We start from the raw sequence: 25,138 nt of genomic DNA on the forward strand, positions 1-25,138 counted from the left end.
GCGCAGGTCAACAAATGCGCGGTAACGGCTCAAAATGCGGCAGGTCGAGTGAGCGTTTAACGCCATAAAGCCCCGTCACCCTTACGCCTTTGCGTTCTACGGCTTCGCCGATAATGGCGGCTTGTTTACCGAGCTCATGCTGCTTTAGCGCGTTTAAAATGGCGGGAGCGGCCTCGCGTGAGGCGGCAATAACCAGCTTGCCTTCATTAGCAAAATTTAAGGCATCCAGCCCCAGGAGTTCGCAAACGCCGCGCACCGCGGGCGTTAGCGGAAGCTGATTTTCAACGATTTCCATACCATAGCCGCTGGTATCGGCAAATTCGTGCAGAACCGCATTCACTCCACCGCGGGTGGCGTCACGCAGGGCTTTTACGCCCGGGATGTTAACCAGCGGTGCAATCATTGGTGCCAGCACCGCGCAGTCGCTTTGTAAATCGCCGTCCATTCCCAGTTGCTCGCGCAGGTTAAGGATCGTAGCCCCGTGGTCGCCCAGCGTTCCGCTGACGATGAGCACATCCCCGGCTTCTATTTGAGCCGCACCCCAGTTAACGGATGTCGGGATGGCGCCTATCCCTGCCGTGTTGATGAAAATTTTGTCCGCCGCGCCGCGCGGCACCACTTTGGTGTCACCGGTAACAATGGCAATATTCGCCGCGCGGGCGGCTCCGGCCATGCTGGTGACCACGCGCTCCAGCGTTTCAAGCGGCAGCCCTTCTTCGAGGATAAAACCGCATGAAAGCCAGCGCGGTATGGCTCCACTTACAGCCACATCATTGGCGGTTCCGCAAACGGCCAGCTTGCCGATATCCCCGCCGGGAAAAAACAGCGGGTCGATAACATAGCTGTCTGTAGAAAACGCCAGCCTGTCGCCGCTGGCGGTCAGTTGTGCAAGCGGAAGCCGGGCCTGATCTTCCTGCTCTGCCAGCCACGGGTTAGCAAACTCCCGCATAAACAACCCGGCGATCAGCTGCTGCATCGCCTGGCCGCCGCTGCCGTGGGCCAGCTCAATGGTTTTCATACTTCACACTCCTGCGAACGATACTGATACCACGCCGCGCAGGCTCCTTCGGAGGAAACCATCAGCGCGCCGAAGGCGTTTTGCGGATTACAGCCGCTGCCAAACAGCGGGCATTGCTGCGGTTTGCAGCGCCCGGTCAGCACGTCGCCGCAGCGTGCCTGCGGGTCGTCATAAACCTGCTGCGGAAGCGGTTTAAAGTGGGCTTCGGCATCAAACTGGCGATAGGCAGGGTTAAGCTGCACGCCGGATTCACTGATAACGCCCAGGCCGCGCCATTCGGCCTCGCCCTGCACGCTGAAGACTTCGCTAATCGCCCGCTGCGCCAGCAAGTTGCCTTCGTCGGGCACCACGCGTTTGTACTGATTTTCCACCTCGCTATGCTGGCGAATTTTTTGCTCCACCAGCATCAGCACGCCCTGCATAAGATCCATAGGTTCAAAACCGGCGACAACCAGCGGGCGCTGGTGCTGCGAGGCAATAAAATCGTAGGCGGCTGTACCAATCACCATGCTGACATGGCCGGGAGCGAGGAATGCATCAATACCGTTGTCCGGCTCGGAAAGCAGGCTGCGTAAAGTTGGGATCAGCGTGATGTGCTGGCAGAAGAAGTAAAAGTTCTCCAGCCCCTGAGCTTTCGCCTGCTGCAACATGATGGCGGTGGCGGGCATGGTAGTTTCGAATCCGAGGCCGAAAAACACCACTTTGCGCTGCGGGTTCTGGCTCGCCAGCGTCAGGGCGTCCATCGGCGAATAAATTACCCGCACGTCGGCTCCGCGGGCTTTCGCCTGCATCAGCGAGCCATTTTTACCCGGCACGCGCATAGCGTCGCCAAAGGTGCAGAAAATCACTTCCGGGTGGCTGGCTATTTCGATACAGCTGTCGATGCGGCCCATCGGCAGGACGCAAACCGGGCAGCCGGGGCCGTGGATAAACTCAACGTTTTCCGGGAGCAGTTGGTCGAGGCCAAATTTAAAAATAGCGTGAGTATGGCCGCCGCAGACCTCCATAATGCGCAGCGGGCGTGAAGCGGTGTTAGCCAGCAGCGGTGCCCGCTGTTTCAGGGTCTCAATCAGCTGCATCACGCGTTCGGGGTCGCGATATTCGTCCACATAGCGCATTAGCTACGCTCCTCGCCGTACAGCAGCGCGCCCACGTCCGGCTCTACTTCAAACATGTTTTGCAAAGCGTCTAACGTATCCCGCGCTTCCGCTTCGTCGATAACGCTCATGGCAAAGCCTACGTGAACCAGCACCCATTGCCCGACGGTGGCGTCTCCCACCAGGGCCAGATTGACATCGCGCTGCACGCCGCAGACGTCAACTTTTGCGCTGCCGTCCGCCAGGCGCTCAACGATTTGGCCGGGAATGCCTATGCACATCTTTCCGCCTCCAGCCAGGCCAGCCAGTCGTTCATGCCTTCGCCGCTGGTGGCGGAAACCAGAATAATTTTGATGTCCGGATTAACTTCCCGGGCATAAGCCATGCACTTTTCAACGTCGAATTGCAGGTATGGCAGCAGATCTATTTTGTTCAGCAGCATCAGCGAGGCGGCGGCAAACATATGCGGGTACTTCAGCGGCTTATCTTCCCCTTCGGTTACCGACAGCACCGCCACTTTGTGGCGTTCGCCAAGGTCAAAGCTCGCCGGGCACACCAGATTACCCACATTCTCTATAAACAAGACTCCGTCCCGCTCCAGCGGCAGGCGCAGCATGGCGTCGCGGATCATCTGGGCATCAAGATGGCAGCCCTTGCCGGTATTCACCTGAATTGCCGGGGTGCCGGTGGCACGAATGCGCGCCGCATCGTTAACCGTCTGCTGGTCTCCTTCAATGACCGCGCAGGGCACATCGCCATTGAGCCGTTTTAGCGTTTCGGTCAGCAGGGTGGTTTTGCCGGAGCCGGGGCTTGAGACGAGGTTAAGCACAAGCTGATTCTGTTTGGCGAATTGCTCCCGGTTATGGGCTGCCAACTGGTTATTTTTATCCAGCACGTTGAGTTCTATTTCCAGCATTTTGCGCTGGGTGATGCCGGGCGCATGGGTTCCCGCCGCGCCGTGGCCGTAATGCAGGTCGCCCTGCTCGTCCGCCGTTGGGGAAAATTTTACGCCGGTAATTTGTAATACCGGACGGGATGCCGGGGAAAAAGGGGCGCTGCGAAATCCTGAATGCGGGTTACGTTCATCCCCTTCGATATACAGGTTGCCTTCGCCACAACCGCAAGTGCTACACATGAGCTACCTCCTGATCAATTTCCAGACGCTTAATCTGCACGCCATCGTCCGCCACAATACGCAGGTTGCTGCCGTCGCAGAGCGGGCAAAGCCGCACTCGCTGGGTCAGCAGGGTGATGTGTTGCTGGCAGTCGTAGCACCAGCATTCCGCTTCCTGCTGGTGGATGTGGAGTTCACAGCCTTCCGCCAGCGTGCCCCGGCAGACCAGTTCAAAACAGAACTCCATGGCGCTGATTTCTACGCAGGAAAAAGCACCCACTTCCAGCCAGACGCCGGTGACGCGGCGGGCATGATTCTGACGGGCATGGGTATCAATTAATTCGACTGCGCGCTGGCAGAGGGTGATTTCGTGCATGGTGCCTCCGGGTTAACTGGGGGAGGTAATGCAAAGACGGTGCCAGGCCTTTTGTTTGCCTCTCTACCCTGGGGAATTCGCGTGAGAGAGGGCCTCTTGTTTGTTCCCTCTCCCTTCCAGGGAGAGGGTTAGGGTAAAAAACCTCCGTCACTGAAAGTCAAAGATGACGAAATGACATGTCACTCCCGCACATATTTCGAAGGGCTAAGTGATAAAATACTTTAAATACAGTTAATTAAAAACATGGCATGAAACATGCCTTACGGAGGAACAAGTACATACAGAGTGAATAAAGAATGAACATTTGGGAACTGAGCGAGAAAGCTGAATATATTGCCGATAAGCATCAGCGCTTACTTTCGCAGTGGCATCACTACGGTAACACCCTGATTCAGGGAATAACCTTGTCGAAAGCGAAGCTGCACCACTCCGTGGGCTGCAATGCCGACGAAAGCCTGCGCTTCTTTTTATTTGACCACTTCGCCATCCATATCAGCCTGGCCGAAGGCTTTAACAGCCACACCATTGAGTACGCCATTGCCCTGCGGGACGGTAGCGATAAGGTGCTGATTGCAAAAGCCGTTATCGATGACGATGGCCGTATCGACAACCTCATCAGCAACCGCGATCGCGAAAAAGTGCTCGACCATTACCTCGAGCTTATTCGCCCGGTGTACGACAGCCTTTATCAGGCGGTGCATGACAACACCCCGCTTTCCCTGGCGCTGCTTCAGCAGTCTGCCGTGGCGTGAATGCGCTCTGGGGTGTCGGAAGCCTGTCGAAACGACAGCTTTTCGGCATGTTTTCGTCAAAAATGACGACAGTCACCTGAGGAAGTCCTGGTGAATCGTTTTGTAATCGCTGATTCCAAATTATGTATCGGCTGCCACACCTGTGAAGCCGCCTGTGCGGAGACGCACCGCCTGCACGGTTTGCAGTCTATGCCGCGCCTGAAAGTTATGCGCAGTGCGACAGAATCCGCACCGCAGATGTGCCACCACTGCGAAGATGCGCCCTGCGCCGGGGTCTGCCCGGTGAACGCAATTACCCGGGTGGACGGCGCGGTACAGCTGCATGAAAGCCTGTGCGTAAGCTGCAAGCTTTGCGGCATTGCCTGCCCGTTCGGCGCTATTGAATTCTCCGGCAGCCGCCCGCTGCACATCCCCGCTAACGTCAACAGCCCGAAAGCCCCGCCTGCGCCACCGGCTCCTGCCCGCGTCAGCACTTTGCTTGACTGGGTTCCCGGCATTCGCGCTATCGCGGTGAAATGCGACCTGTGCAGCTTCGACGAAAGCGGCCCGGCGTGCGTTCGCACCTGTCCGACCGGCGCGCTGCGGGTTATCGACAACAGCGACATCGCGCAGGCGAGCAAGCGTAAACGTGAGCTAACCCTTGGGGCCTCGCTCGGCGATCTGACCCTGTTTACCCAGCCAGAGGCGAGAAAATGAATGCTTTTCTATTGATTCACTGGGCGCTACTGGGATTTGTTATTAGCGCTGTTTTGGCCGGTGTTAGCGCATTTTATAAGCCAGTTAGCGGCTTTATTGCCGGAATTGGCGGCGTAATTAGCTCGGTACTGCTGCTGATTGCTGGCGCGCAGGGCCTGCTCGGGTTCAGCGGCGACGCAGAAATCTGGCACTGGCACCTTCAGCTTAACGCCTTCAACGGCATCTGGCTGGTCACCGTGGCGTTCTGCGGCCTGTTTATCTCGCTGTTTAACCTCTCATGGCATCGCCATCACGCGGTAAAAGCCAACGGACTGCTGATAAATCTGATCCTTGCCGCCAGCGTGGCTGCCCTGGTGGCCGATAACTTCGTCACCCTGGTGGCGATGGCGGAAATCATCTCTCTGGCGGGCTACTTCCTTACCGGCTGCCAGAAGTCCGGGCAGCTTTGGTTTGCGCTCGGGCGCCTTGGCACCGTGCTGCTGGTGATTGCCTGCTGGCTGCTGTGGCGGGAATTCGGCACGCTCGGCTATGGCGAGTTGCGCCATTTAACCAGCGGGGCCTCTCTTCCTCCGCAGGTATTGATTCTCGCGCTGCTCGGCTTTGGCATTCTCGCAGGAATAATCCCGCTGCATGGCTGGGTGCCGCAGGCGCACGCCAATGCTTCGGCTCCTGCCGCCGCGCTGTTCTCCGCCGTGGTGCTGAAAATCGGCCTCTACGGCATTATGTGCTTCTCGCTTATCAGCAACGTGCTGCCGCTGTGGTGGGGCGTGATTATCGTGGTGCTTGGCATGGTGACGGCGTTCATTGGCGGGCTGTACGCGCTGATGGAGCACAATATCAACCGCCTGCTGGCTTACCACTCGCTGGAAAATATCGGCATCATTCTGCTGGGCCTGGGCTGCGGCATGATAGGTATCGCGCTTAACGAGCCGGTGCTGCTGGCGCTTGGCATGACCGGCGGGCTGTATCACCTGTTCAACCACAGCCTGTTTAAGACCACGCTGTTTCTCGGCGCAGGCGCGGTGTGGTTCCGCACCGGGCATCGCGACATCGAAAAACTGGGCGGGATCGGCAAACGTATGCCGCTGATTTCGCTCTTTATGCTGGTGGGTTTGATGGCGATGGCGGCCCTGCCTCCGCTCAATGGCTTCGCCGGTGAGTGGGTGATTTACCAGTCGTTCTTCCGTCTTGGCAGCCTGCCGCTGTTTGTCGGGCGTTTTATCGGCCCGCTGCTGGCCGTCGGGCTGGCTATAACCGGAGCGCTGGCCGTGATGTGCATGGCGAAGGTTTACGGCGTGACCTTCCTCGGCGCGCCGCGCAGCAAGGAGGCTGAAAACGCCACCTCTGCGCCGTGGCTGATGAACCTCTCCGTTGGCCTGCTGGCGCTGAGCTGCGTTGCCGCAGGTGTTGCCGCTCCGTGGCTGCTGCCGCTGCTGCAACATGCCGTTCCGTTGCCGCTGCAAACCGCGCATACCGCCGTTTCCCAACCGATGATTACGCTGCTGCTGGTGGCCTCTCCGCTGCTGCCGTTTATTTTGATGATCGTTTTCCGTGGCGACCGTTTACCGAACCGTTCGCGCGGCGCGGCATGGGTCTGCGGCTACGATCACGAGCAGGCGATGGTTATTACCGCGACGGGCTTCGCACAGCCGGTGAAAGCGGCTTTTGCGCCGCTGCTCAAGCTGCGCAATACCCTGAATCCGGGGAAATGGGTGCCGGGCTGGCAGTGTGACTGCCTCGCCGGTACGTTCCGCCGTCTGGCGATGGTCGAGCTGGCGATTCTGCTGGTCGCGATGGTTGCCTGAGGAGCTGATATGACTACATTTTACTTTGCCCTGACCCAGGCGCTGGTGCTGTTTTTGGCCGCGCCGCTGCTCTCCGGCATTACCCGCGTAACCCGCGCCCGGCTGCATAACCGCCGCGGGCCTGGCGTGCTCCAGGAATACCGTGATTTGTTCAAGCTGTTTGGCCGCCAGAGTGTGGCACCGGCGGCGTCCGGCTGGGTATTCCGCCTGATGCCTTTTGTGATGGTCGGCGTGATGCTGACTATCGCTACCGCGCTGCCCGTTGTCACTCTCGCCTCGCCGCTGCCGTCATTAGGTGACCTGATCACCTTAATTTATCTGTTCGCCATCGCCCGTTTCTTCTTTGCGATTGCCGGGCTGGATACCGGTAGCCCGTTCACCGGCATCGGTGCCAGCCGTGAAGCCATGCTTGGGGTGCTGGTGGAGCCGATTTTGCTGCTCGGGCTGTGGGTTGCCGCGCAGGTTGCCGGCAGCACGCACATCAGCAATATCGCAGGCACGATTCATGCCTGGCCGGTTGCCCAGAGCCTGACGCTGATTCTGGCGTTTGCCGCCTGCGCTTTTGCCACTTTCATCGAGATGGGCAAGCTGCCGTTTGACCTCGCTGAAGCCGAGCAGGAGCTACAGGAAGGCCCGCTGTCCGAATACAGCGGCGCGGGCTTTGCGGTGCTCAAATGGGGCATTTCCCTCAAGCAGTTAGTGGTGCTGCAAATGTTTGTCGGCGTGTTCCTGCCGTGGGGCCAGATGAGCGCCTTCAGCTGGAGCGGTCTGGCTATCGCCGTGGTGCTGGCGGTCGTGAAGCTGGTGGCGGGCGTACTTATCATCGCGCTGTTCGAAAACAGCATGGCGCGCCTGCGGATGCTCGAAACCTCCCGCATTACCTGGGCCGGTTTTGGCTTTGCCTTTTTAGCCTTCGTCTCCTTGCTGGCGGCGTGATTTAAGAGAATTTATCGATGTCTGAAGAAAAGATTGGTCAACATTACCTCGCCGCGCTGCATCAGCAATTTCCGCATGCCGTGATCGACGAGGCCTGGCAGACTAAAGATCAAATCACCGTCACCGTGAAGCTCAACATGCTGCCGGAAGTGGTGGAGTGGCTTTACTACCAGCAGGGCGGCTGGCTGTCGGTGCTGTTTGGCAACGACGAGCGCCAGCTGTGCGGCAACTATGCGGTTTATTACGTGCTGTCGATGGAAAGCGGCGTGAAGTGCTGGATTACCGTGCGTGTGGAAGTGGATGCCGACAAGCCTGAATTCCCGTCCGTTACGCCGCGCGTGCCCGCCGCCGTATGGGGCGAGCGTGAAGTGCGTGATATGTACGGACTTCAGCCGGTTGGCCTGCCGGACGAGCGCCGCCTGGTACTGCCGGACGACTGGCCGGACGATCTGTATCCGCTGCGTAAAGACAGCATGGATTACCGCCAGCGTCCGGCCCCGACCACGGATAAAGAAACCTACGAGTTCATTAACGAACTGGGGTCGAAAAAGAACAACGTGGTGCCGATTGGCCCGCTGCACGTCACCTCCGATGAACCCGGCCACTTCCGTCTGTTTGTTGACGGCGAAAACATTATCGACGCCGATTACCGCCTGTTCTACGTCCATCGCGGCATGGAAAAGCTGGCGGAAACCCGCATGGGTTACAACGAAGTGACTTTCCTGTCCGACCGCGTGTGCGGTATTTGCGGCTTTGCCCATAGCACCGCCTATACCACTTCGGTCGAGAACGCTATGGGGATTGTGGTGCCGGAGCGTGCGCAAATGATCCGCGCCATCCTGCTGGAAGTCGAACGTCTGCACAGCCACCTGCTTAACCTCGGCCTGGCCTGCCACTTTGTCGGCTTTGACTCCGGTTTTATGCAGTTCTTCCGGGTACGTGAAATGTCGATGAAGATGGCGGAAATCCTCACCGGCGCGCGTAAAACTTACGGCCTTAACCTGATCGGCGGCATCCGCCGCGACTTGCTGAAAGACGACATGATCCAGACCCGCCAGCTGGCACAGCAGATGCGCCGGGAAGTGAAGGATCTGGTGGATATCCTGATGAGTACGCCGAACATTGAGCAGCGCACCGTCGGGATTGGCCGCCTCGACCCGCAAATCGCGCGTGACTTCAGCAACGTTGGCCCGATGGTTCGCGCCAGCGGCCATGCAAGGGATACCCGAGCCGATCATCCCTTTGTGGGTTACGGCCTGCTGCCGATGGAAGTACACAGCCTCGACGGCTGTGACGTGCTCTCACGCCTGAAAGTGCGTATCAACGAAGTCTTTACCGCGCTGAATATGATTGATTTTGGGCTGGATAACCTGCCGGGCGGCGCGCTTGCCGTGGAGGGTTTCACCTATATTCCAAACCGCTTTGCGCTCGGTTTCTCCGAAGCGCCTCGCGGGGATGATATCCACTGGAGCATGACCGGCGACAACCAAAAACTCTACCGCTGGCGCTGCCGTGCGGCGACGTATGCCAACTGGCCAACGCTGCGCTATATGCTGCGCGGCAACACGGTATCGGACGCGCCGCTGATTATCGGCAGCCTCGACCCCTGCTATTCCTGCACCGACCGCATGACGGTGGTCGATGTGCGCAAGAAGAAAAGCAAGGTGGTGCCTTACAAAGAGCTGGAGCGCTACAGCATTGAGCGCACGAATTCGCCGCTGAAATGATTTTGATGCCTGGTCGGTGATGAGCAGCCCCTCACCCTAACCCTCTCCCCAAAGGGGAGAGGGAACTGGATCGAGCTAGCTTTCCCCCCTCTCCCTTCCAGGGAGAGGGCCGGGGTGAGGGGTTGTTCTAAGACCAAGCAAACAAGGAAAACGCATGTTTAACTTCATTAAAAAAGCCATCAAGGGCGGCGTCGCAACCGAGTCATATCCGCTTCAGCCGATTGCCGTTGACCCAAATTTCCGCGGTAAACCGGAACATAACCCGCAGCAGTGCATCGGCTGCGCGGCGTGCGTAAATGCCTGTCCTTCCAACGCTCTTAGCGTGGAAACCGATCTGGCTAAAGGGCAACTGGCATGGCGCTTTAACCTCGGGCGCTGCATCTTCTGCGGCCGCTGCGAAGAAGTCTGCCCGACCGCCGCCATTAAGCTTTCTCAGCAGTACGAGCTGGCGGTGTGGAACAAGGCGGACTTCCTCCAGGAAGCCCATTTCCCGCTGTGTAATTGCCGGGAGTGCGGGCGTCCATTCGCGGTTCAAAAAGAGATCGACTACGCGATTGCGCTGCTGGAGCACAACGGCGATGCGCGCGCGCAGGCTCGTCGCCAGGGCTTTGAAACCTGCCCGGAATGCAAACGCCAGCAGAGCCTGGTGTCTTCCGACCGTATTGATTTTACCCGCCAGATGAGAGAGGCCAGCTAATGAGTGATTTACTTGGGCCACGCGACCATAACGGCATTCCGGTGCCGCTGACGGTGGACGAGTCCATCGCCAGCATGAAGGCTTCGCTGCTGAAAAACATCAAACGCTCGGCCTACGTTTACCGCGTGGACTGTGGCGGCTGCAATGGCTGTGAAATTGAGATTTTTGCCACGCTTTCTCCGCTTTTCGATGCTGAACGCTTTGGTATCAAAGTGGTTCCTTCTCCGCGTCATGCTGATATTTTGCTGTTTACCGGAGCGGTAACCCGCGCTATGCGTTCCCCGGCGCTGAGGGCGTGGGAATCGGCTCCCGACCCTAAAATCTGCATTTCCTACGGCGCGTGCGGCAATAGCGGCGGTATCTTCCACGACCTTTACTGCGTGTGGGGCGGCACCGATAAAATAGTGCCGGTAGACGTTTATATCCCAGGTTGCCCGCCGTCGCCCGCCGCCACGCTGTACGGCTTTGCGATGGCGCTCGGCCTGCTGGAGCAGAAAATTCAGGCCCGTCCGGCAAGCGAGCTGGATGTGGAACCGGCGAAAATCCTGCACCCGGATATGGTTCAGCCGCTGCGCGTGCGCATTGACCGGGCCGCTCGTCGCCTGGCGGGCTACCGCTATGGCCGCCAGATTGCCGACAACTACATGACAAACCTGACCGCAGGCGGCGATGCCGTGCAGCGGTGGCTGAGCACGGAAAACGATCCGCGCCTGACCGAGATTGTGGCCAATCTTGAAAATCTGGTGCATCAGGAGCGCGTGTAATGAGCGAGTCGGTGGTGTTTTGCCAGCTCAGCCGCAAATTTGTCGATGATAACGACAATACCCCGGCTGACGCGCAGCAGGTGGTCTATTACAGCCTGGCTATCGGCCATCATCTTGGCATCATTGATTGCCTGAAAGAGAGTCTGGTCTGCCCGTATGAGGCTTACCGGGAGTGGATCTCCACGCTTGAAGGCGGCAGCGAGGCGCGGCGCAAAATGGAAGGCGTGCCGCGCTACGGCGAAATCGTCATCGACCAGAACCACGTTGTGATGCTGGCGCGGGCGCTGGATGCGGCCAAACCGACTCAGACCCCGGAGCAGCAGGCCTGGAGCCAGGCGCTGCTCGATATGCTTCAGGCCATTCAACAGGAACCCGCCATCTACCTGATGGTTCGGAGGCGTTATGACTAAAGTTTTACTCTGCGTCGGCAATATCATGATGGGCGACGACGGCGCCGGCCCGCTGCTGGCAGAAAAGTGCCAGGCCTCCCCTCAGGGCGACTGGATTGTCATTGACGGCGGCACCGCGCCGGAAAACGACGTGGTTGCTATTCGCGAGCGGCGCCCGGAGCTGCTGCTGATTGTCGATGCTACAGACATGATGCTCAGTCCCGGCGAGACTCGCACTATCGACCCGGACGACATTGCCGAGATGTTTATGATGACCACCCACAATATGCCGCTGAATTATCTGGTCGATCAGCTTAAAGAGGACGTGGGGGAAGTTATTTTCCTCGGCATTCAGCCAGATATCGTCGGTTTTTACTACCCGATGACCGAAGCGATAAAAACGGCGGTGGAAACCGTTTATCAGCGGTTGGCAAGCTGGGAAGGTGACGGTGGTTTTGCGGCGCTGGAGGCTTCTTTCGAGGACACGGGTGACTAAGTCGCCCGTGATGTCATCGTCATAAGTGTCGACGTCACCGAAGTTAGAGAAGGGATTCTCTATAACATAATGAAAATATTGAATTTTAAAAACTGGCACGGTTTATGAATAAGAGTCAGCAATAACGCACTTATTGCAGGAGTTTATGATGAACCGCTTCATCATTGCTGATTCGAGCAAATGTATTGGCTGCCGCACTTGTGAGGTAGCCTGTGTTGTATCCCACCAGGAAGAACAGGACTGCTCTGCGCTGACCGCGCAAACTTTTCTGCCGCGTATTCACGTCATCAAAGGCGTAGATATCTCCACCGCAACCATGTGCCGCCAGTGCGAAGACGCGCCCTGCGCTAACGTCTGCCCGAACGGCGCAATTAGCCGCGATAAAGGCTTTGTCCACGTCATGCAGGAACGCTGCATCGGCTGTAAAACCTGCGTTGTTGCCTGCCCGTACGGTGCGATGGAAGTCGTTGTCCGCCCGGTTATCCGCAACAGCGGCGCAGGGCTTAAGGTGCGCGCTGAAAAAGCCGAAGCCAACAAGTGCGACCTTTGCCATCACCGCGAGGCTGGCCCTGCCTGTATGGAAGCCTGCCCAACCAACGCCATCCTCTGCATTGACCGCAATATGCTGGAGCAGATGAGCGCCGAAAAACGCCGCCGTGCCGCGTTCGATACCAACGTCTCCCTGAGTTTTTAATCCCAAGCATTTCAACTTTTAACAGGTCTGTTACTGATGAAAAAGATTACCAGCGTCTGCCCATACTGCGGTGCGGGCTGCAAACTGAAACTGGTCGTAGAGAACAATAAAATTATTCGCGCCGAAGCGGCGGAAGGCGTCACAAACCAGAACCAGCTGTGCCTGAAAGGCTATTACGGCTGGGATTTTCTCAACGACACCAAGCTGCTGACGCCAAGGCTCACTCAGCCGATGATTCGCTACGAGAAAGGCGGCAAGCTTCAGCCGGTAAGCTGGGAAGAGGCGATTAGCTACACCGCGAAACGCCTGAAGGCGATTAAAGAACAGTTTGGCCCTCGCGCCATTATGACCACCGGCTCTTCCCGCGGTACCGGGAATGAAACCAACTTCGTGATGCAGAAATTCGCCCGCGCGGTGCTGAATACCAACAACGTAGACTGCTGCGCCCGCGTTTGCCACGGGCCGTCCGTTGCCGGGCTACAAGCCACGTTAGGGAACGGGGCGATGAGCAACTCCATCGGCGATATCGAAAACTCCAAATGCCTGCTGGTGGTGGGTTACAACTGCGCCGACTCGCATCCCATCGTGGCTCGCCGGGTGATTAAGGCCAAAAGCAACGGGGCAAAAATTATCGTTTGCGACCCGCGTCGCATCGAAACCGCCCGCATCGCAGACCAGCATCTGCAAATCAAAAACGGCTGCAATATGGCGCTGGTCAACGCCTTTGGCTATGTGCTGCTGGAAGAGCAGCTGTACGACAAAGAATACGTGGCGAAATATGCCGAAGGGCTGGAGGCCTACCGCGAAACCGTTAAAGGCTATGCCCCGGAAGACGTGGAGCATTTAACCGGCATTCCTGCTCAGCAGGTTCGCCAGGCGATGCGCACCTTCGCCGCCGCGCCGTCCGCCACCATTATGTGGGGCATGGGCGTAACCCAGTTTGGCCAGGCGGTGGACGTGGTGAAAGGGCTGTCGAGCCTGGCATTGCTGACCGGCAACCTCGGACGCGAGAACGTCGGCGTTGGCCCGGTGCGCGGCCAGAACAACGTGCAGGGCGCCTGTGATATGGGCGTGCTGCCAAATCAGTTCCCCGGCTACCAGGACGTGGTTGACCCGGAGGTTCGCGCTAAATTCGCCAAAGCCTGGGGAATCGACCCGGCGGTGATGGATGACAAAGTCGGCGTGCGCATTACCGAAGTGCCGCACCTGGCGATGGAGGGCAAGGTAAAAGCCTACTACATCATGGGTGAAGACCCGCTCCAGACCGAAGCGGACCTGGGCCTGGTACGCAAAGGCTTTGAGGCGCTCGATTTTGTCGTGGTGCAGGATATCTTCATGACCAAGACCGCCGAAGTGGCCGACGTGCTGCTGCCCGCGACCTCCTGGGGCGAGCACGGCGGGGTGTTTACCTGCGCCGACCGCGGCTTCCAGCGCTTTGAAAAAGCCATTGAGCCGAAATACAACGTCAAGCGTGACTGGGAAATCATCAGCCTTCTCGCCACAGAGATGGGCTACCCGATGCACTACGAAGATAACCAGCAAATCTGGGACGAGCTGCGCGAGCTATGCCCGCTGTTCTACGGCGTGACCTACGAAAAAATGGGCGATATGGGGCATGTACAATGGCCGTGCCCGACGCTGGATCACCCCGGTACGCCTTATCTCTACAAAGACAGCAAGTTCGATACGCCGACCGGCAAAGGCCAGCTGTTTGCCGCCGAGTGGCGTGCGCCTGCCGAGGTCCCGGACGAAACTTACCCGCTGGTGCTTTGTACCGTGCGTGAGGTGGGCCACTACTCCTGCCGTTCGATGACCGGCAACTGCGCGGCGCTGCAAACCCTCGCCGACGAGCCGGGCTTTATGCAAATCAACCCGCAGGATGCCGACGAGTTGGGGATCAAAAACAATCAGCTGGTTTGGGTTAGCTCTCGCCGGGGCAAGGTGATTAGCCGGGCGGACGTCAACGAGCGCATTAACAAAGGCTCGGTATATATGACCTACCAGTGGTGGATCGGGGCCTGCAACGAACTTACCCAGGACAACCTCGACCCTATCTCCAAAACGCCGGAGACCAAATATTGCGCGGTGAACGTGAGTGCGATTGAGGACCAGACCTGGGCTGAGAATTATGCGCAAACGACCTATAACGCGATGAAAGCTCGCCTGCGCGAGGCGGTAGAAGCGTGATCTTTACCCTCACCCCGGCTCTCTCTCTGGAAGAGAGCGAGGGACGATCGGAGTCCGGAGCAGAGCCAAAACTCGATCCGTCCTCCAGTCCCTTTGGGCAGAGGGTGAGGGGCACCGTACTCCGTATTCGCGGCAAAGTGCAGGGTGTTGGCTTCCGGCCATTCGTCTGGCAGCTTGCACAGCGCCTTAAGCTAAGCGGCGACGTCTGCAACGACGGCGAAGGCGTACTGGTGCGCCTTGGCTGCGGCCCGGACGAGCTTATTGCCGCGCTTTACCGTGAATGCCCTCCGCTGGCGCGGATCGACAGCGTGGAACAATGGCCCTTAGAGGGAGAGGCATTGCCCCGGGGCTTTACTATCCGCCACAGCAATAGCGGCTCGATGGATACCCAGATTGTGCCGGATGCCGCAACCTGCCCGGCGTGCCTGCGAGAACTCAACGATCCAGCTGACAGGCGCTATCGCTATCCGTTTATCAACTGCACCCACTGCGGGCCGCGCTTTACCATTATCCGCGCCATGCCTTATGACCGCCCGGCAACTGTGATGGCGGCATTTCCGCTCTGCGCCGCCTGCGATGAAGAGTATCGCAACCCGATGGACAGGCGTTTTCACGCCCAGCCGGTGGCCTGCCCGGACTGCGGGCCGCAGATCTTCTGGCAGTGCGGCAAGCAGCGTATTGGGGGCGAGCAGGGGCTTCAGCGGGCCGTTAGCATCCTGAAAAGCGGCGGTATTGTCGCAATCAAAGGGCTGGGTGGCTTCCATCTCGCGGTGGACGCCCGCAACACCGCTGCGGTTGAGCGGCTGCGCAAGCGTAAACAGCGGCCTGCAAAACCGCTGGCCGTGATGGTGCCGGATGCCGAAGGATTACCAGCTCAGGCCGTCAGCCAGCTTGCCACGCCTGCCTCGCCCATTGTTCTTGTGGCGAGCAGCACTCTGGAAGGGCTGAGCGGCGCCGTTGCGCCGGGGCGTAATGAAATCGGCGTGATGTTGCCCGCCAACCCGCTTCAGCACCTGCTGATGCAGGATTTCGACGGCCCGCTGGTGATGACCTCCGGGAATGTGAACGGCAGGCCGCCCGCTATCGACAACCAGCAGGCTCTGGATGAGCTGGCGGAGATTGCCGACGGCTGGCTGCTGCACAACCGCGACATACTCCAGCGCATGGATGATTCCGTGGTGCGCGCCAGCGGCGAGGTGCTGCGCCGCGCCCGAGGTTTTGTGCCGGATGCCCTGCCTCTCCCGCCGGGATTTAGCGGCGTGCCGCCGATTCTGGCTCTGGGGGGCGATCTCAAAAATACCTTCTGCCTGGTTCGCGGCGGGCAGGCCGTGCTGAGTCAGCATTTGGGCGATCTCGCTCAGGAAGGCGTAGAGCAGCAGTGGCGGAGGGCGCTGACGCTGATGTGCGATATTTACAGCTTCAGGCCGGAGCACGTCGCCCTGGATGCTCATCCTGCTTACCGTAGCGCGAGCCTGGGGCGCGAGATGGCGCTCCCGGTTAGCCCGGTTCTGCATCATCATGCCCACGCCGCCGCCTGCCTGGCCGAGCATGGCTGGCCTTTAGACGGCGGCAAGGTTATCGCTCTGGCGCTGGACGGAATTGGCTACGGCGCGGATGACCAACTCTGGGGCGGAGAATGCCTGCTGGTGGATTACCAGACCTGCGTTCACGCTGGCGGCCTGCCTGCGGTAGCGCTGCCCGGCGGTGACCTCGCGGCGCGGCAGCCCTGGCGCAACCTGCTGGCTCAGTGCGAGGCGTTTGTCCCCGGCTGGGAGCAGTATTGTGACACTGCGGTGCTGCGCGAGCAGAACTGGCAGCCGCTGGCGAGGGCCATTGTGCGCGGCGTTAACTCGCCGCTCGTCTCCTCCTGTGGCCGTCTTTTCGATGCGGTTGCCGCCGCGCTTGGCTGCGCACCGCTTGAGCAAAGCTACGAGGGCGAGGCCGCCTGTCAGCTTGAAACTCTGGCGCTGGAAAGCGGTTTTTGCCGCCACCCGGTGACGCTGTCGTTGATGAACGGTCATCACGATATGGCCGTTTTCTGGCAGCAGTGGCTTGGCTGGCAGGCACCGCTCGCTGCCCGCGCCTGGGCGTTCCACGACGCGCTGGCTAAAGGCCTGGCGGAGCTGGCTCGCCACCATGCGGCACTTGCCGGTACAACGACCGTTGTTTGCTGCGGCGGCGTATTACATAACCGCCTGATGCGCGAACGTCTCGCCTTCTATCTCTGCGATTTAAATGTTTTGTTCCCGACACGGTTGCCTGCGGGCGACGGTACCCTTTCTCTGGGGCAGGCAGTGGTTGCTGCCGCCCGTCTTATGAACGACCCACAAGGATAAAAAGATGTTTTTGCGTGTTCTTCGTGCCAATCCACGCGCCGGTCTCCTGCTGGCGGTTTTAGCGGCGGCTAATCTTGCGGCCTGGGCCTGGGCGCTGGTGACCTTTCACCACAGTTCGGCGCTGATGGCGGCAAGCCTGCTCGCCTGGTGTTATGGCCTGAGCCATGCGGTAGATGCCGACCATATCGCGGCTATCGATAACGTTACGCGCAAGATGATGCAGGAGGGCAAGCGCCCGTTTGGCGTCGGCGCGTGGTTCTCGCTCGGGCACTCCAGCATTGTTATCCTGGCGTCGATAGCGATTGCCGCCACGGCGGCGGCTTTCCAGAAAAATATGGGCTGGTTCCATGATGTCGGCGGCACCATCGGTACGGCGGTATCGGCCTGCTTCCTGCTGGCAATGGCGCTGGTGAACCTGATTATCCTGAAAGGCATCTGGCGTAACTTCAACCAGTTCAGGCGCGGCGGAGCGTTAACGGCCGAGCAGACGGAAATCACCGGCGGCGGCATGATGAGCTGGCTGTTTAACTCCACCTTCCGACTGATTGGTAAAAGCTGGCATATGTATCTGGTGGGCTTCCTGTTTGGCCTGGGCTTTGACACCGCCACCGAAATTGGGGTGCTTGGTATCTCGGCCGCCAGCGCATCCAGCGGGATGTCCATCTGGTCAATTCTGGTATTTCCGGCGCTGTTTGCCAGCGGCATGGCGCTGATAGACACCCTCGACAACGTGATTATGGTGGGCGCGTACGGCTGGGCCTTCAACAAGCCGCAGCGCAAGCTCTACTACAACATGACCATCACCGGCACTTCCGTGGTGGTGGCATTGTTCATCGGCGGCCTTGAGGCGCTTGGCCTGTTGGTGGATAAGCTGGATCTTCAGGGCGGCGTCTGGGAATGGGTCGGCATGCTGAATGACAACCTCGGCAACGCCGGTTTTGTGGTGGTGGCGCTGTTTATCGCCTGCTGGGGGGTTTCGATGCTCAACTACCGCTGGAAGGGGTATGACTCTTTAGCTGTTCATTAATATGAAAAACGGGGCGCAAAGCCCCGTTTTGTTTTTAAGCTTCCGCCCAGGCTCGCTCAATTTCTTCTGCCAGAATTTTCACTCCGGCTTCAATTTTCTCCGGCTCCGGCACGTAGTTCATGCGCATGCATTGATGCGTATGCGGCCACGGCTTATCCAGCCCCGGGAAGAAGTAGTCGCCCGGCACCATCAGCACGCCGCGCTTTTTCAGGCGCTGATACAGCAGCTCGGTAGTGATAGGCAGGTCTTTAAACCACAGCCACAGGAAGATTGCGCCTTCCGGCTTGTGGATAAGGCAGCGTTCCGGCGACAGGTAGCGGCGAATAACGGCAATAGTTTCGTGCACGCGCTGGTAGTAGAACGGTTTGATAACCGTCTCTGACAGGCGCAGCAGGTCTTTGCGCTTAATCATTTCGCAGGCCATGGCAGGGCCAATACCGCCGGGTGCCAGGCTAATAATGCCGTTCATGTTGCCGATGGCGGAGATGATTTTCTCGTTAGCGATAATAATGCCGCAGCGGCTTCCCGGCAGGCCGAGCTTGGAAAGGCTCATGCACAGAATGATGTTCGGGTTCCACAGGGGGCGAGCTTCGCTAAAGATAATGCCGGGGAACGGCACGCCGTAGGCGTTATCGATAACCAGCGGAATGCCGTGCTGATTTGCCAGGGCATCGAGCTTCATCAGCTCTTCGTCTGTTATCACGTTGCCGGTTGGGTTGGTCGGACGCGAAACACAAATCATGCCGGTATCTTCGCCGATATGGAGGTGTTCGAAGTCAACATGATACTTAAACTGGCCTTCCGGCAGCAGTTCGATGTTCGGGCGGGTTGAGACAAACAGGTCTTCTTCAAGCCCGGCATCCGCGTAGCCAATGTATTCAGGAGCAAGCGGGAAAAGCACCTTTTTGGTGCTGCCATCCGCATGACGTCCGGCGAAAAGGTTAAACAAGTAGAAAAACGCGCTCTGACTGCCATTTGTCAGTGCAATATTCTGTGGTTCGATATCCCAGCCTAATTCTTCGCGCAGCATTTCGGCCAGCAGTTTTAGCAGCTCACTTTTCCCCTGCGGACCGTCGTAGTTGCAGAGCGTATCGGTCAGTTGGCCGTTGGCCAGCATCCCGGATAGCAGCTGCTGGAAATAATCGTTCATCGCCGGAATTTGCGCAGGATTGCCGCCGCCGAGCATGATAGCGCCGGGGGTGCGTAAACCGTCGTTGAGATCCTCCATCAGGCGTGTAATGCCTGCATGGCGGGTAAATTTGTCGCCGAAAAGTGAAAACGTCATAACGTGGGTCTGCTGAATACTTTTAGAAAGAGGCTAACCATAGCGCTACAAATAACGCCGTGCAAACCCGGTAATCGTAGCCTCTATTTGTGAATGTGCTGTGTGATTCGTGCTATGCAGCAGGATCTGTTGAATGGTGAGGGCGTAACTGCGAGATTGAAAGCAACGCTTACTTTCAGGATGGCTGTTAGCTAAACAGAACAAATAACCTCTGCAAGCCCGGTTATATTCCGTTCACCCGTAAATTTGTTTTCCCTGCACGCGCAGAGAACGGTGAACGTGTCAGGGGAAATTACGCCATTCCCCCTGACAACCCCCGGCGCTGAGAGCCGGGGAAAAGGGCGTGGCTGTGGGATTCAAAGTTTCAGAATGGCGGCTACCGGTTACCCGCCCAAACCACCATCACCTTGTCATCTCCACTCTCCCGGCTAAAGGCGTAACCCTGCTTCGCGCTTAGCGTCGTCTGTTTTCCGGCTCCCACGGCCAGGTGGCGGGCGCGGAACTGGCTGAGTTTTTGCCAATGGGCGAGCGTGGCGGCGCTCTTGCCGTTAATATCCTGCCAGTTCATGTCTGACCTCGTGCCCTGGAGCGGGTCGGAGCCCGTTGGGCCAAATGGGCGTTCGGTTTCGTCGCCATAAAATATTTGCACCGCGCCGGGTGCGAGCATTAACAGCTCAGCCGGTTTCTGGCCGCCCTCCCGGAACAGGCGGGTGTCGTGGGAGGATAGATAACTCAGCACGTTGAATTGCTGCAACTTCTCCGCCATTTGCTGCCAGGTGGGGCCGATGTTTGCCAGGCAGTCCGTCGCCTTCGCCGCCTGCTCCTGATAGTCGAAGTTGATCATTGCGTCGAAGCCGCTGGCGTAGTAATCGCTTTTCATCACGCCGTGGCCCCAGGATTCGCCGGTCATCCAGAACGGCGCGTCGTCGAGTTTTTTCTCCGGGTTCGCTTTTTTCCATTCGACTAATGCCGTGCTGGCCTGGTCTTTTAGCTGTTGCCACGCGGCCTTTTCAACGTGTTTGGCGGTATCCACGCGGAACCCGTCAATGCCGTAGTCGCGTACCCACTGGCTAAGCCAATGGGTCAGATAATCCCGCACGGTATAGCCGGGCAGCGCCTGCGCATGGGTATCCGGCTTATGGGCGTAGAAGGTTGGCAGCCCTGCGGGCGCAGTAGCTTCGGTTTTCAGGTCTGGCAGGAAGGCCAAAGACATCGTTAAATCGTCAAAGCCGGGGTTGTCGTAGTCGCCGATGTCGGTTCTTATCCACGCTTTTCCCCACCATTTATCCCAGGCGGCCTTGTCGCTGAAATTGATGTAGTCGTTAAAGCTGTGCCAGCTCTGGCCGGGACCCGGCTTCCAGTCTGTCCAGCGCTTGCCGAGAGTCGCCTTAAGCTCTGTGCCTTTGAGATAGAGTCCGCCAAACTGGTATTCCTGCATGTCGGCGAGCGTGGCATAACCGGTGTGGTTCATGACTACGTCGAATAAGATACGCATCCCGCGTTTGTGCGCCTCATCGACCAGTCTTCGTAGATCCGCCTCGTCGCCCATATTGGCGTCGAGACGCGTCCAGTCCTGGGTGTAATAACCGTGATAGGCATAATGTGGAAAATCGCCTTTAGTGCCGCCGCCAACCCAGCCGTGGATTTGCTCCAGCGGCGAGCTTATCCACAGCGCGTTGACCCCAAGCTGCTGAAGATAGTCCAGTTTGCCGGTTAGTCCGGCGAGATCGCCGCCGTGGAAGGTGCCGATTTCCTGCATGCCGTCTTTATGGCGGCCATAGCTGTTGTCGTTGGCCGGGTTGCCGTTCTCAAAGCGGTCGGTAAGGACGAAATAAACCGTGGCGTTATGCCAGCTGAACGGCGCGGTGCCGGTCGTGGCGGCCTGCTCGAGCAGCAGCAGGCCGCCGCTTCCTGCGTCCGGAGTCAGGGTAATGTGGCCCTGTTCGACTTTCGCCGTTGCGCCGCTGTAGAAGTCCCGCACCGTAGAGCCTTCCGCGAAGGTGCTGCTGACGTCAACCGTGAGCGGCTGGCCATCCCATCGCGGGCACTGTTTGACGATTTGCTCAGGCTCGCTGCTGGTTTCCTGTTTAACGTTCAGCAGCAGGGTTGGCGTGCCGCTGCGGGTATCCACCTGAATCTGATACTGCCCGGAACGGAAAAGCCGCCACTGGGGGGCATCGCCTTCACAGGGTTTAAGCGAGAGTACCTGATTCAGCCTGATGGCTTCTGCGGGCTGCCAGCAGCGGCTATCCAGCATCAGGCTCAGCGGACGCGCGCCTTTATCCAACTGAGCATTGCTGATAAACAGGCCGGGGCTGGTTTCCTGAAAGGGAGGCAGGCCAGAGGCACTCCAGCCCGCATGGGCCAGGCAGGGAGCGAGTAGCAGACTGAGGGTAAGCCGTTTCATACGCGTCGTCCGGTGGGGATTTATTGCGCAGTGTGCCACCGGATGAAGTTTTTTCGCTCATCCCGCCTGCCCGTTATGCGGGGTGGAGCAGAGAGGGTGAGTGACGGAGATAACGTTTTGCTATTTGTTCGGCAGCCACTGGCCGAAATGGGCGCTCAGGGTATTGCGGGTCGCCAGCAGTTCGTCGATGGTTTTGGTCAGCCTGGCGTTCAGGGTTTCACACTGTTCGAAGTTGTAATGGCTGTCGGCACGCAGATTTTCGAGTTTTTCGCGCAGGCTGGCGACTTCCGCCTCGGCCCTGTGGCGTGCTTCCTGCTGGGTTTTGATCAGCTCGTCGGCGGCTTGCAGGCGCTGGTTTAGCTCGGCTTTTTCACGCTGGTGGCTTTCAACCAGCCCGGAGCCTGATTCTTTCTGGCGGTTAAACAGGCTTTTAAGCTCGTCGATTTCGCGCTGCATGACGCTGCGCACCAGGGCCGACTCCTTAAGGTGCATCTCCTGGCTAATGTTCAGGGCTTTTTGCAGTTCGGAGACCTGTTTTTCATATTTACGCAGGCGCTCGGTGGTTTCCGGCCTGTCTTGCTGTAAGGGTTGTTGACCTGCGTTTTGCTGCGCCTGGCGCAGCTGGGCAAGCAGGCTGGCGGAGAGCGACTCGGCTTCTCTGAGGCGTTTGAGGGTTTCCGGAGAGTCCTGATAAACCGTTTTGGCCTGCGGCGGTTTCTCGCTAATGCGTACCAGATTTACGTTCACCAGGGCCGCGCTGACTTCCGCCTGAATTTGCTCTTTATTATGCATCTTCATACGGTTGCATGCGCTGGCTAAGAAGCTTGCGGCTTCATTTGCATTAGCGGTAGCGAAGGCTTTTTTTATCAGGTTCTGAACCAGGCTCATGTTTGCCAGTTTTCCTGTATTAAATGTTATCTGAGCGCTTTTGCCCGGTTACACCTCGCCGAAGCACAGCTGCCGCCATCTTAAAAATATAACCAAAAATTAAACTCTCTAAACCCAGGAATAAGCCTCAACAGTCCATTTTTTACTGAAATGCTGAACTGTGATTAACCCCCGAATTTTACAATACTTTTTACCACTATAAGAAGTTCTTAGGTGACATTGTTTCGGAATGGGACTATTTCTTAACGTGCTCTGAACGGTTAAATTTGATAGTATTCGCCCCTAATTTTCTAAAACCTTTTATAAAATAAGGCACTGGAAACGATCGATCCGACCAGGAGAACTCATGATATCACCCCCATTCCGACGATTCGGGGCCGCGATACTCATGTTACTGACCGTGGGCTTTTCAAGCCAGGTATTAGCCAGTAAACATGAGCCTAAGTCGCACAGTAAAGCCCATATAACGAAAGTAAGCAGTAAAAAAACGGTAAGTAGTAAACTGGCAAGTAGTAAAAAAGAGTATTCTCGCAATAGTGAAAATGGTTCGCTTCCTGATTTGCGAAAATACCCTTCCGGAACACCAAGGAAAAAAGCGTTTCTCCGGACGGTCATGCCATATATTACCCGCCAAAATGCAGCGATTACCGCAGATCGTAACTGGTTGATTTCAAAACAGTACGAGAAGCGCTGGTCGCCGAGCGAACGTGCTCGTCTGAAAGGAATCACCCAGCGCTACAAGGTCGCATGGCGCGGCAACACCAATCGCGTGCCGTGGAACAATCTGCTGGAGAAGGTTGATATCATCCCTACCAATATGGTGGCGACGATGGCGGCTGCAGAAAGCGGCTGGGGAACCTCGAAGCTGGCGCGAAGCAATAACAACCTGTTTGGCATGAAGTGCACTAAGCGCCACTGCAACAGCGAGCCTGGAAAAGTGAAGGGCTACCTGCATTACGGCTCGCTGAAAGAAGGCGTGAGCTCTTATGTTGCCAATCTGAATACTCATCCGGCCTATTCTTCGTTCCGCAAAGAGCGCGCCAAGCTGCGTAAAGCGGACCAGGAAGTTACCGCCAACAATATGATCCATAAGCTGAAAGGGTATTCGACTAAGGGTTCAAGCTATAACAATTATCTGTTTGCTATGTTCCAGACTAACCAGCGTTTAATGGTGCCAAATTAAAGTCGGTACGCTAGCGAAATAATACAAATGCCCTCTCAGGAGGGCATTGTTATTTATGGTGTTAAACTAAAACTTCGCTAAATCGGTCGCGGTGTTCTTTTGGCGTCGCGTCGTACTCTTTTTTAAATACCGAATAGAAATATTGCAAAGAAGGGTAGCCGCACATTTGTGATATCTCGTTGATAGAGAGCGAGGTCGAAATTAGCAGGCTGCGCGCCTTTTCAAGTTTTTCCGCGTGGATAACCGCGTGGATCGTCTCCCCCACTTCCTCTTTAAAGCGCTTCTCCAGATTGGAGCGAGAAATACCCACCGCATCCAGCACCTGCTCGACCTTAATACCCTTGCAGGCATGATTGCGGATGTAATGCATCGCCTGTATGACCGCCGGGTCGTGCAGCGAGCGGTAGTCGGTTGAGCTGCGCTCCACGACCCTCACCGGCGGGACCAGCACGCGCTGCAAAGGCAGGTTTTCATCAGCCAGCAGCCGGTGCAGCAGCTTGGCCGCCTGGTAGCCCATCTGGCGAGTACCCTGGGCAACGGAGGAGAGCGCCACCCGCGATAAGTAGCGGGTTAATTCTTCATTATCGATTCCAATGACACACAGCTTTTCCGGCACCGGGATATGAAGATGCTCGCAAACCTGGAGCAGATGGCGCGCCCTCGCATCCGTCACCGCGATTATCCCGGTTTGCGGAGGCAGGGTTTGCACCCAGTCGGCGAGCCGATTTTGCGCGTGCTGCCAGTTTTCCGGTGCGGTTTCGATCCCCTGATAAACCACGCCGCGATATTTTTCCTGCGCCACTAACTGGCGGAAGGCGTGCTCACGCTCCGCGGCCCAGCGCTTACCGCTGGAGCCAGGCAGCCCGTAAAAAGCGAAGCGCTGTACGCCTTTCTCTTTCAAATGCAAAAAGGCGCTTTCCACCAGCGCGTGGTTGTCCGTGGCGATGTAATGCACCGGCGGGTAGTGCTCAGGAAGATGATATGAACCGCCCACCCCGACAATCGGCACGCCGGCACCGGCCAGCAGGCGCTCAATTTCCCGGTCATCGAAGTCGGCGATAACGCCGTCGCCCAGCCACTCCTTTATGTTGTCGATACGAGCGCGGAAATCCTCTTCGATGAAAATATCCCACTCGGATTGAGACGCCTGCAAATATTCACCGACGCCCTCGACCACCTGGCGGTCGTACACTTTATTGGCATTGAATAACAGCGTGATGCGATGACGTTTCTCAAACATGCTGATGGTTTCCTGAAAATAGCC

General features: G+C 57.7%; 23 protein-coding genes. 14 read left to right on the plus strand and 9 right to left on the minus strand.

Translation table 11 applies throughout. The annotated features are described in order from the left end of the window. Positions 1-7: 7 nt before the first annotated feature. Genes hypE through hypA form a run of 5 tightly spaced genes read right to left on the minus strand, consistent with a single transcriptional unit; the run spans position 8 to position 3,605 of the window. Positions 8-1,018 (minus strand): hydrogenase expression/formation protein HypE, encoded by a 1,011-nt coding sequence (gene hypE, locus FOC35_RS08970; protein ID WP_172568709.1) that lies wholly within the window; start codon positions 1,016-1,018, stop codon positions 8-10. Beyond that, entirely contained in the window at positions 1,015-2,136 is a 1,122-nt protein-coding gene (gene hypD, locus FOC35_RS08975; protein ID WP_172568710.1) for a hydrogenase formation protein HypD, read from the minus strand. Before hypD ends, hypE begins: the two co-directional genes overlap by 4 nt. Further along, the gene (locus tag FOC35_RS08980; RefSeq protein WP_016538803.1) at positions 2,136-2,396 is read right to left on the minus strand and encodes a HypC/HybG/HupF family hydrogenase formation chaperone; all 261 of its coding nucleotides are present in this window, start codon (positions 2,394-2,396) and stop codon (positions 2,136-2,138) included. The genes hypD and FOC35_RS08980 overlap by 1 nt, the downstream gene beginning before the upstream one ends. Continuing rightward, the gene (hypB, locus tag FOC35_RS08985; RefSeq protein ID WP_172568711.1) at positions 2,387-3,250 is read right to left on the minus strand and encodes a hydrogenase nickel incorporation protein HypB; all 864 of its coding nucleotides are present in this window, start codon (positions 3,248-3,250) and stop codon (positions 2,387-2,389) included. Before hypB ends, FOC35_RS08980 begins: the two co-directional genes overlap by 10 nt. Then, complete coding sequence (hypA, locus tag FOC35_RS08990) at positions 3,243-3,605, minus strand: hydrogenase maturation nickel metallochaperone HypA (RefSeq protein WP_016538801.1); 363 nt, start codon at positions 3,603-3,605, stop codon at positions 3,243-3,245. The genes hypB and hypA overlap by 8 nt, the downstream gene beginning before the upstream one ends. Positions 3,606-3,901: 296 nt before the next feature. Here hypA and hycA point away from each other — a divergent pair, with 296 nt between their 5' ends. The 13 genes from hycA (at position 3,902) to FOC35_RS09055 (ending at position 18,111) form a co-directional block, all read left to right on the plus strand. Continuing rightward, positions 3,902-4,357, plus strand: coding sequence for a formate hydrogenlyase regulator HycA (gene hycA / locus FOC35_RS08995; protein WP_016538800.1), 456 nt, complete (start codon positions 3,902-3,904; stop codon positions 4,355-4,357). A 90-nt stretch (positions 4,358-4,447) separates the two neighbouring features. Continuing rightward, positions 4,448-5,053: a 4Fe-4S dicluster domain-containing protein gene (locus tag FOC35_RS09000; RefSeq protein WP_172568712.1), complete on the plus strand. Its 606-nt coding sequence runs from the start codon at positions 4,448-4,450 to the stop codon at positions 5,051-5,053. After that, entirely contained in the window at positions 5,050-6,858 is a 1,809-nt protein-coding gene (gene hycC / locus FOC35_RS09005) for a formate hydrogenlyase subunit 3 (RefSeq protein WP_172568713.1), read from the plus strand. Before FOC35_RS09000 ends, hycC begins: the two co-directional genes overlap by 4 nt. Positions 6,859-6,867: 9 nt before the next feature. After that, positions 6,868-7,794 (plus strand): respiratory chain complex I subunit 1 family protein, encoded by a 927-nt coding sequence (locus FOC35_RS09010; RefSeq protein WP_016538797.1) that lies wholly within the window; start codon positions 6,868-6,870, stop codon positions 7,792-7,794. Between the two features lie 17 nt (positions 7,795-7,811). Next, positions 7,812-9,521: an NADH-quinone oxidoreductase subunit C gene (locus FOC35_RS09015; protein WP_172568714.1), complete on the plus strand. Its 1,710-nt coding sequence runs from the start codon at positions 7,812-7,814 to the stop codon at positions 9,519-9,521. Positions 9,522-9,675: 154 nt separating this feature from the next. After that, positions 9,676-10,218, plus strand: coding sequence for a formate hydrogenlyase complex iron-sulfur subunit (locus FOC35_RS09020; protein ID WP_172568715.1), 543 nt, complete (start codon positions 9,676-9,678; stop codon positions 10,216-10,218). Next, positions 10,218-10,982 (plus strand): NADH-quinone oxidoreductase subunit B family protein, encoded by a 765-nt coding sequence (locus FOC35_RS09025; RefSeq protein WP_016538794.1) that lies wholly within the window; start codon positions 10,218-10,220, stop codon positions 10,980-10,982. Before FOC35_RS09020 ends, FOC35_RS09025 begins: the two co-directional genes overlap by 1 nt. After that, positions 10,982-11,392, plus strand: coding sequence for a formate hydrogenlyase maturation HycH family protein (locus FOC35_RS09030; RefSeq protein WP_016538793.1), 411 nt, complete (start codon positions 10,982-10,984; stop codon positions 11,390-11,392). The genes FOC35_RS09025 and FOC35_RS09030 overlap by 1 nt, the downstream gene beginning before the upstream one ends. Beyond that, positions 11,385-11,867: a hydrogenase maturation peptidase HycI gene (gene hycI, locus FOC35_RS09035; protein WP_172568716.1), complete on the plus strand. Its 483-nt coding sequence runs from the start codon at positions 11,385-11,387 to the stop codon at positions 11,865-11,867. Before FOC35_RS09030 ends, hycI begins: the two co-directional genes overlap by 8 nt. A gap of 148 nt (positions 11,868-12,015) precedes the next feature. Next, positions 12,016-12,561, plus strand: coding sequence for an electron transport protein HydN (gene hydN, locus FOC35_RS09040; protein ID WP_016538791.1), 546 nt, complete (start codon positions 12,016-12,018; stop codon positions 12,559-12,561). A 36-nt stretch (positions 12,562-12,597) separates the two neighbouring features. Next, entirely contained in the window at positions 12,598-14,748 is a 2,151-nt protein-coding gene (fdhF, locus tag FOC35_RS09045) for a formate dehydrogenase subunit alpha (RefSeq protein ID WP_172568717.1), read from the plus strand. A 104-nt stretch (positions 14,749-14,852) separates the two neighbouring features. After that, positions 14,853-17,084: a carbamoyltransferase HypF gene (gene hypF / locus FOC35_RS09050; protein WP_172570341.1), complete on the plus strand. Its 2,232-nt coding sequence runs from the start codon at positions 14,853-14,855 to the stop codon at positions 17,082-17,084. 4 nt (positions 17,085-17,088) lie between these two features. Further along, positions 17,089-18,111, plus strand: a complete 1,023-nt coding sequence (locus FOC35_RS09055) for a HoxN/HupN/NixA family nickel/cobalt transporter (RefSeq protein ID WP_172568718.1) — start codon at positions 17,089-17,091, stop codon at positions 18,109-18,111. 34 nt (positions 18,112-18,145) lie between these two features. Here the strand turns inward: FOC35_RS09055 and avtA are convergent, their stop codons facing one another. From avtA to FOC35_RS09070, 3 genes are all read right to left on the minus strand, one after another. Further along, complete coding sequence (avtA, locus tag FOC35_RS09060) at positions 18,146-19,396, minus strand: valine--pyruvate transaminase (protein ID WP_016538787.1); 1,251 nt, start codon at positions 19,394-19,396, stop codon at positions 18,146-18,148. A gap of 376 nt (positions 19,397-19,772) precedes the next feature. Beyond that, on the minus strand, positions 19,773-21,803 hold the full coding sequence (locus tag FOC35_RS09065) for an alpha-amylase (RefSeq protein ID WP_172568719.1): 2,031 nt from the start codon (positions 21,801-21,803) through the stop codon (positions 19,773-19,775). 120 nt (positions 21,804-21,923) lie between these two features. Further along, on the minus strand, positions 21,924-22,691 hold the full coding sequence (locus tag FOC35_RS09070; protein ID WP_172568720.1) for a hypothetical protein: 768 nt from the start codon (positions 22,689-22,691) through the stop codon (positions 21,924-21,926). 346 nt (positions 22,692-23,037) lie between these two features. On the opposite strand from FOC35_RS09070, the gene FOC35_RS09075 reads away from it, so the two are divergent. Then, a complete protein-coding gene (locus FOC35_RS09075) occupies positions 23,038-23,874 on the plus strand; it encodes a protein bax (RefSeq protein ID WP_172568721.1) in 837 nt (278 codons plus the stop codon). A gap of 61 nt (positions 23,875-23,935) precedes the next feature. Here the strand turns inward: FOC35_RS09075 and xylR are convergent, their stop codons facing one another. Next, on the minus strand, positions 23,936-25,114 hold the full coding sequence (gene xylR, locus FOC35_RS09080; RefSeq protein WP_016538783.1) for a D-xylose utilization transcriptional activator XylR: 1,179 nt from the start codon (positions 25,112-25,114) through the stop codon (positions 23,936-23,938). Positions 25,115-25,138: the final 24 nt, after the last annotated feature.

Source organism: Cedecea sp. FDAARGOS_727, from assembly GCF_012273235.1.
In the GTDB taxonomy this organism is placed as follows: Bacteria; Pseudomonadota; Gammaproteobacteria; order Enterobacterales; family Enterobacteriaceae; genus Cedecea; species Cedecea davisae.

Bases quoted from the DNA above. Each gene is read 5' to 3' on its own strand.
- hydN (WP_016538791.1), top strand. From the start codon at position 12,016: ATGAACCGCTTCATCATTGCTGATTCGAGCAAATGTATTGGCTGCCGC.
- FOC35_RS09015 (WP_172568714.1), top strand. From the start codon at position 7,812: ATGTCTGAAGAAAAGATTGGTCAACATTACCTCGCCGCGCTGCATCAG.
- FOC35_RS09075 (WP_172568721.1), top strand. From the start codon at position 23,038: ATGATATCACCCCCATTCCGACGATTCGGGGCCGCGATACTCATGTTA.
- hypE (WP_172568709.1), bottom strand. From the start codon at position 1,018: ATGAAAACCATTGAGCTGGCCCACGGCAGCGGCGGCCAGGCGATGCAG.
- hypD (WP_172568710.1), bottom strand. From the start codon at position 2,136: ATGCGCTATGTGGACGAATATCGCGACCCCGAACGCGTGATGCAGCTG.
- FOC35_RS09025 (WP_016538794.1), top strand. From the start codon at position 10,218: ATGAGTGATTTACTTGGGCCACGCGACCATAACGGCATTCCGGTGCCG.
- FOC35_RS09030 (WP_016538793.1), top strand. From the start codon at position 10,982: ATGAGCGAGTCGGTGGTGTTTTGCCAGCTCAGCCGCAAATTTGTCGAT.
- hycC (WP_172568713.1), top strand. From the start codon at position 5,050: ATGAATGCTTTTCTATTGATTCACTGGGCGCTACTGGGATTTGTTATT.
- FOC35_RS08980 (WP_016538803.1), bottom strand. From the start codon at position 2,396: ATGTGCATAGGCATTCCCGGCCAAATCGTTGAGCGCCTGGCGGACGGC.
- hycI (WP_172568716.1), top strand. From the start codon at position 11,385: ATGACTAAAGTTTTACTCTGCGTCGGCAATATCATGATGGGCGACGAC.
- FOC35_RS09010 (WP_016538797.1), top strand. From the start codon at position 6,868: ATGACTACATTTTACTTTGCCCTGACCCAGGCGCTGGTGCTGTTTTTG.
- FOC35_RS09020 (WP_172568715.1), top strand. From the start codon at position 9,676: ATGTTTAACTTCATTAAAAAAGCCATCAAGGGCGGCGTCGCAACCGAG.
- FOC35_RS09065 (WP_172568719.1), bottom strand. From the start codon at position 21,803: ATGAAACGGCTTACCCTCAGTCTGCTACTCGCTCCCTGCCTGGCCCAT.
- xylR (WP_016538783.1), bottom strand. From the start codon at position 25,114: ATGTTTGAGAAACGTCATCGCATCACGCTGTTATTCAATGCCAATAAA.
- hypA (WP_016538801.1), bottom strand. From the start codon at position 3,605: ATGCACGAAATCACCCTCTGCCAGCGCGCAGTCGAATTAATTGATACC.
- fdhF (WP_172568717.1), top strand. From the start codon at position 12,598: ATGAAAAAGATTACCAGCGTCTGCCCATACTGCGGTGCGGGCTGCAAA.
- FOC35_RS09055 (WP_172568718.1), top strand. From the start codon at position 17,089: ATGTTTTTGCGTGTTCTTCGTGCCAATCCACGCGCCGGTCTCCTGCTG.
- avtA (WP_016538787.1), bottom strand. From the start codon at position 19,396: ATGACGTTTTCACTTTTCGGCGACAAATTTACCCGCCATGCAGGCATT.
- hycA (WP_016538800.1), top strand. From the start codon at position 3,902: ATGAACATTTGGGAACTGAGCGAGAAAGCTGAATATATTGCCGATAAG.
- FOC35_RS09070 (WP_172568720.1), bottom strand. From the start codon at position 22,691: ATGAGCCTGGTTCAGAACCTGATAAAAAAAGCCTTCGCTACCGCTAAT.
- hypB (WP_172568711.1), bottom strand. From the start codon at position 3,250: ATGTGTAGCACTTGCGGTTGTGGCGAAGGCAACCTGTATATCGAAGGG.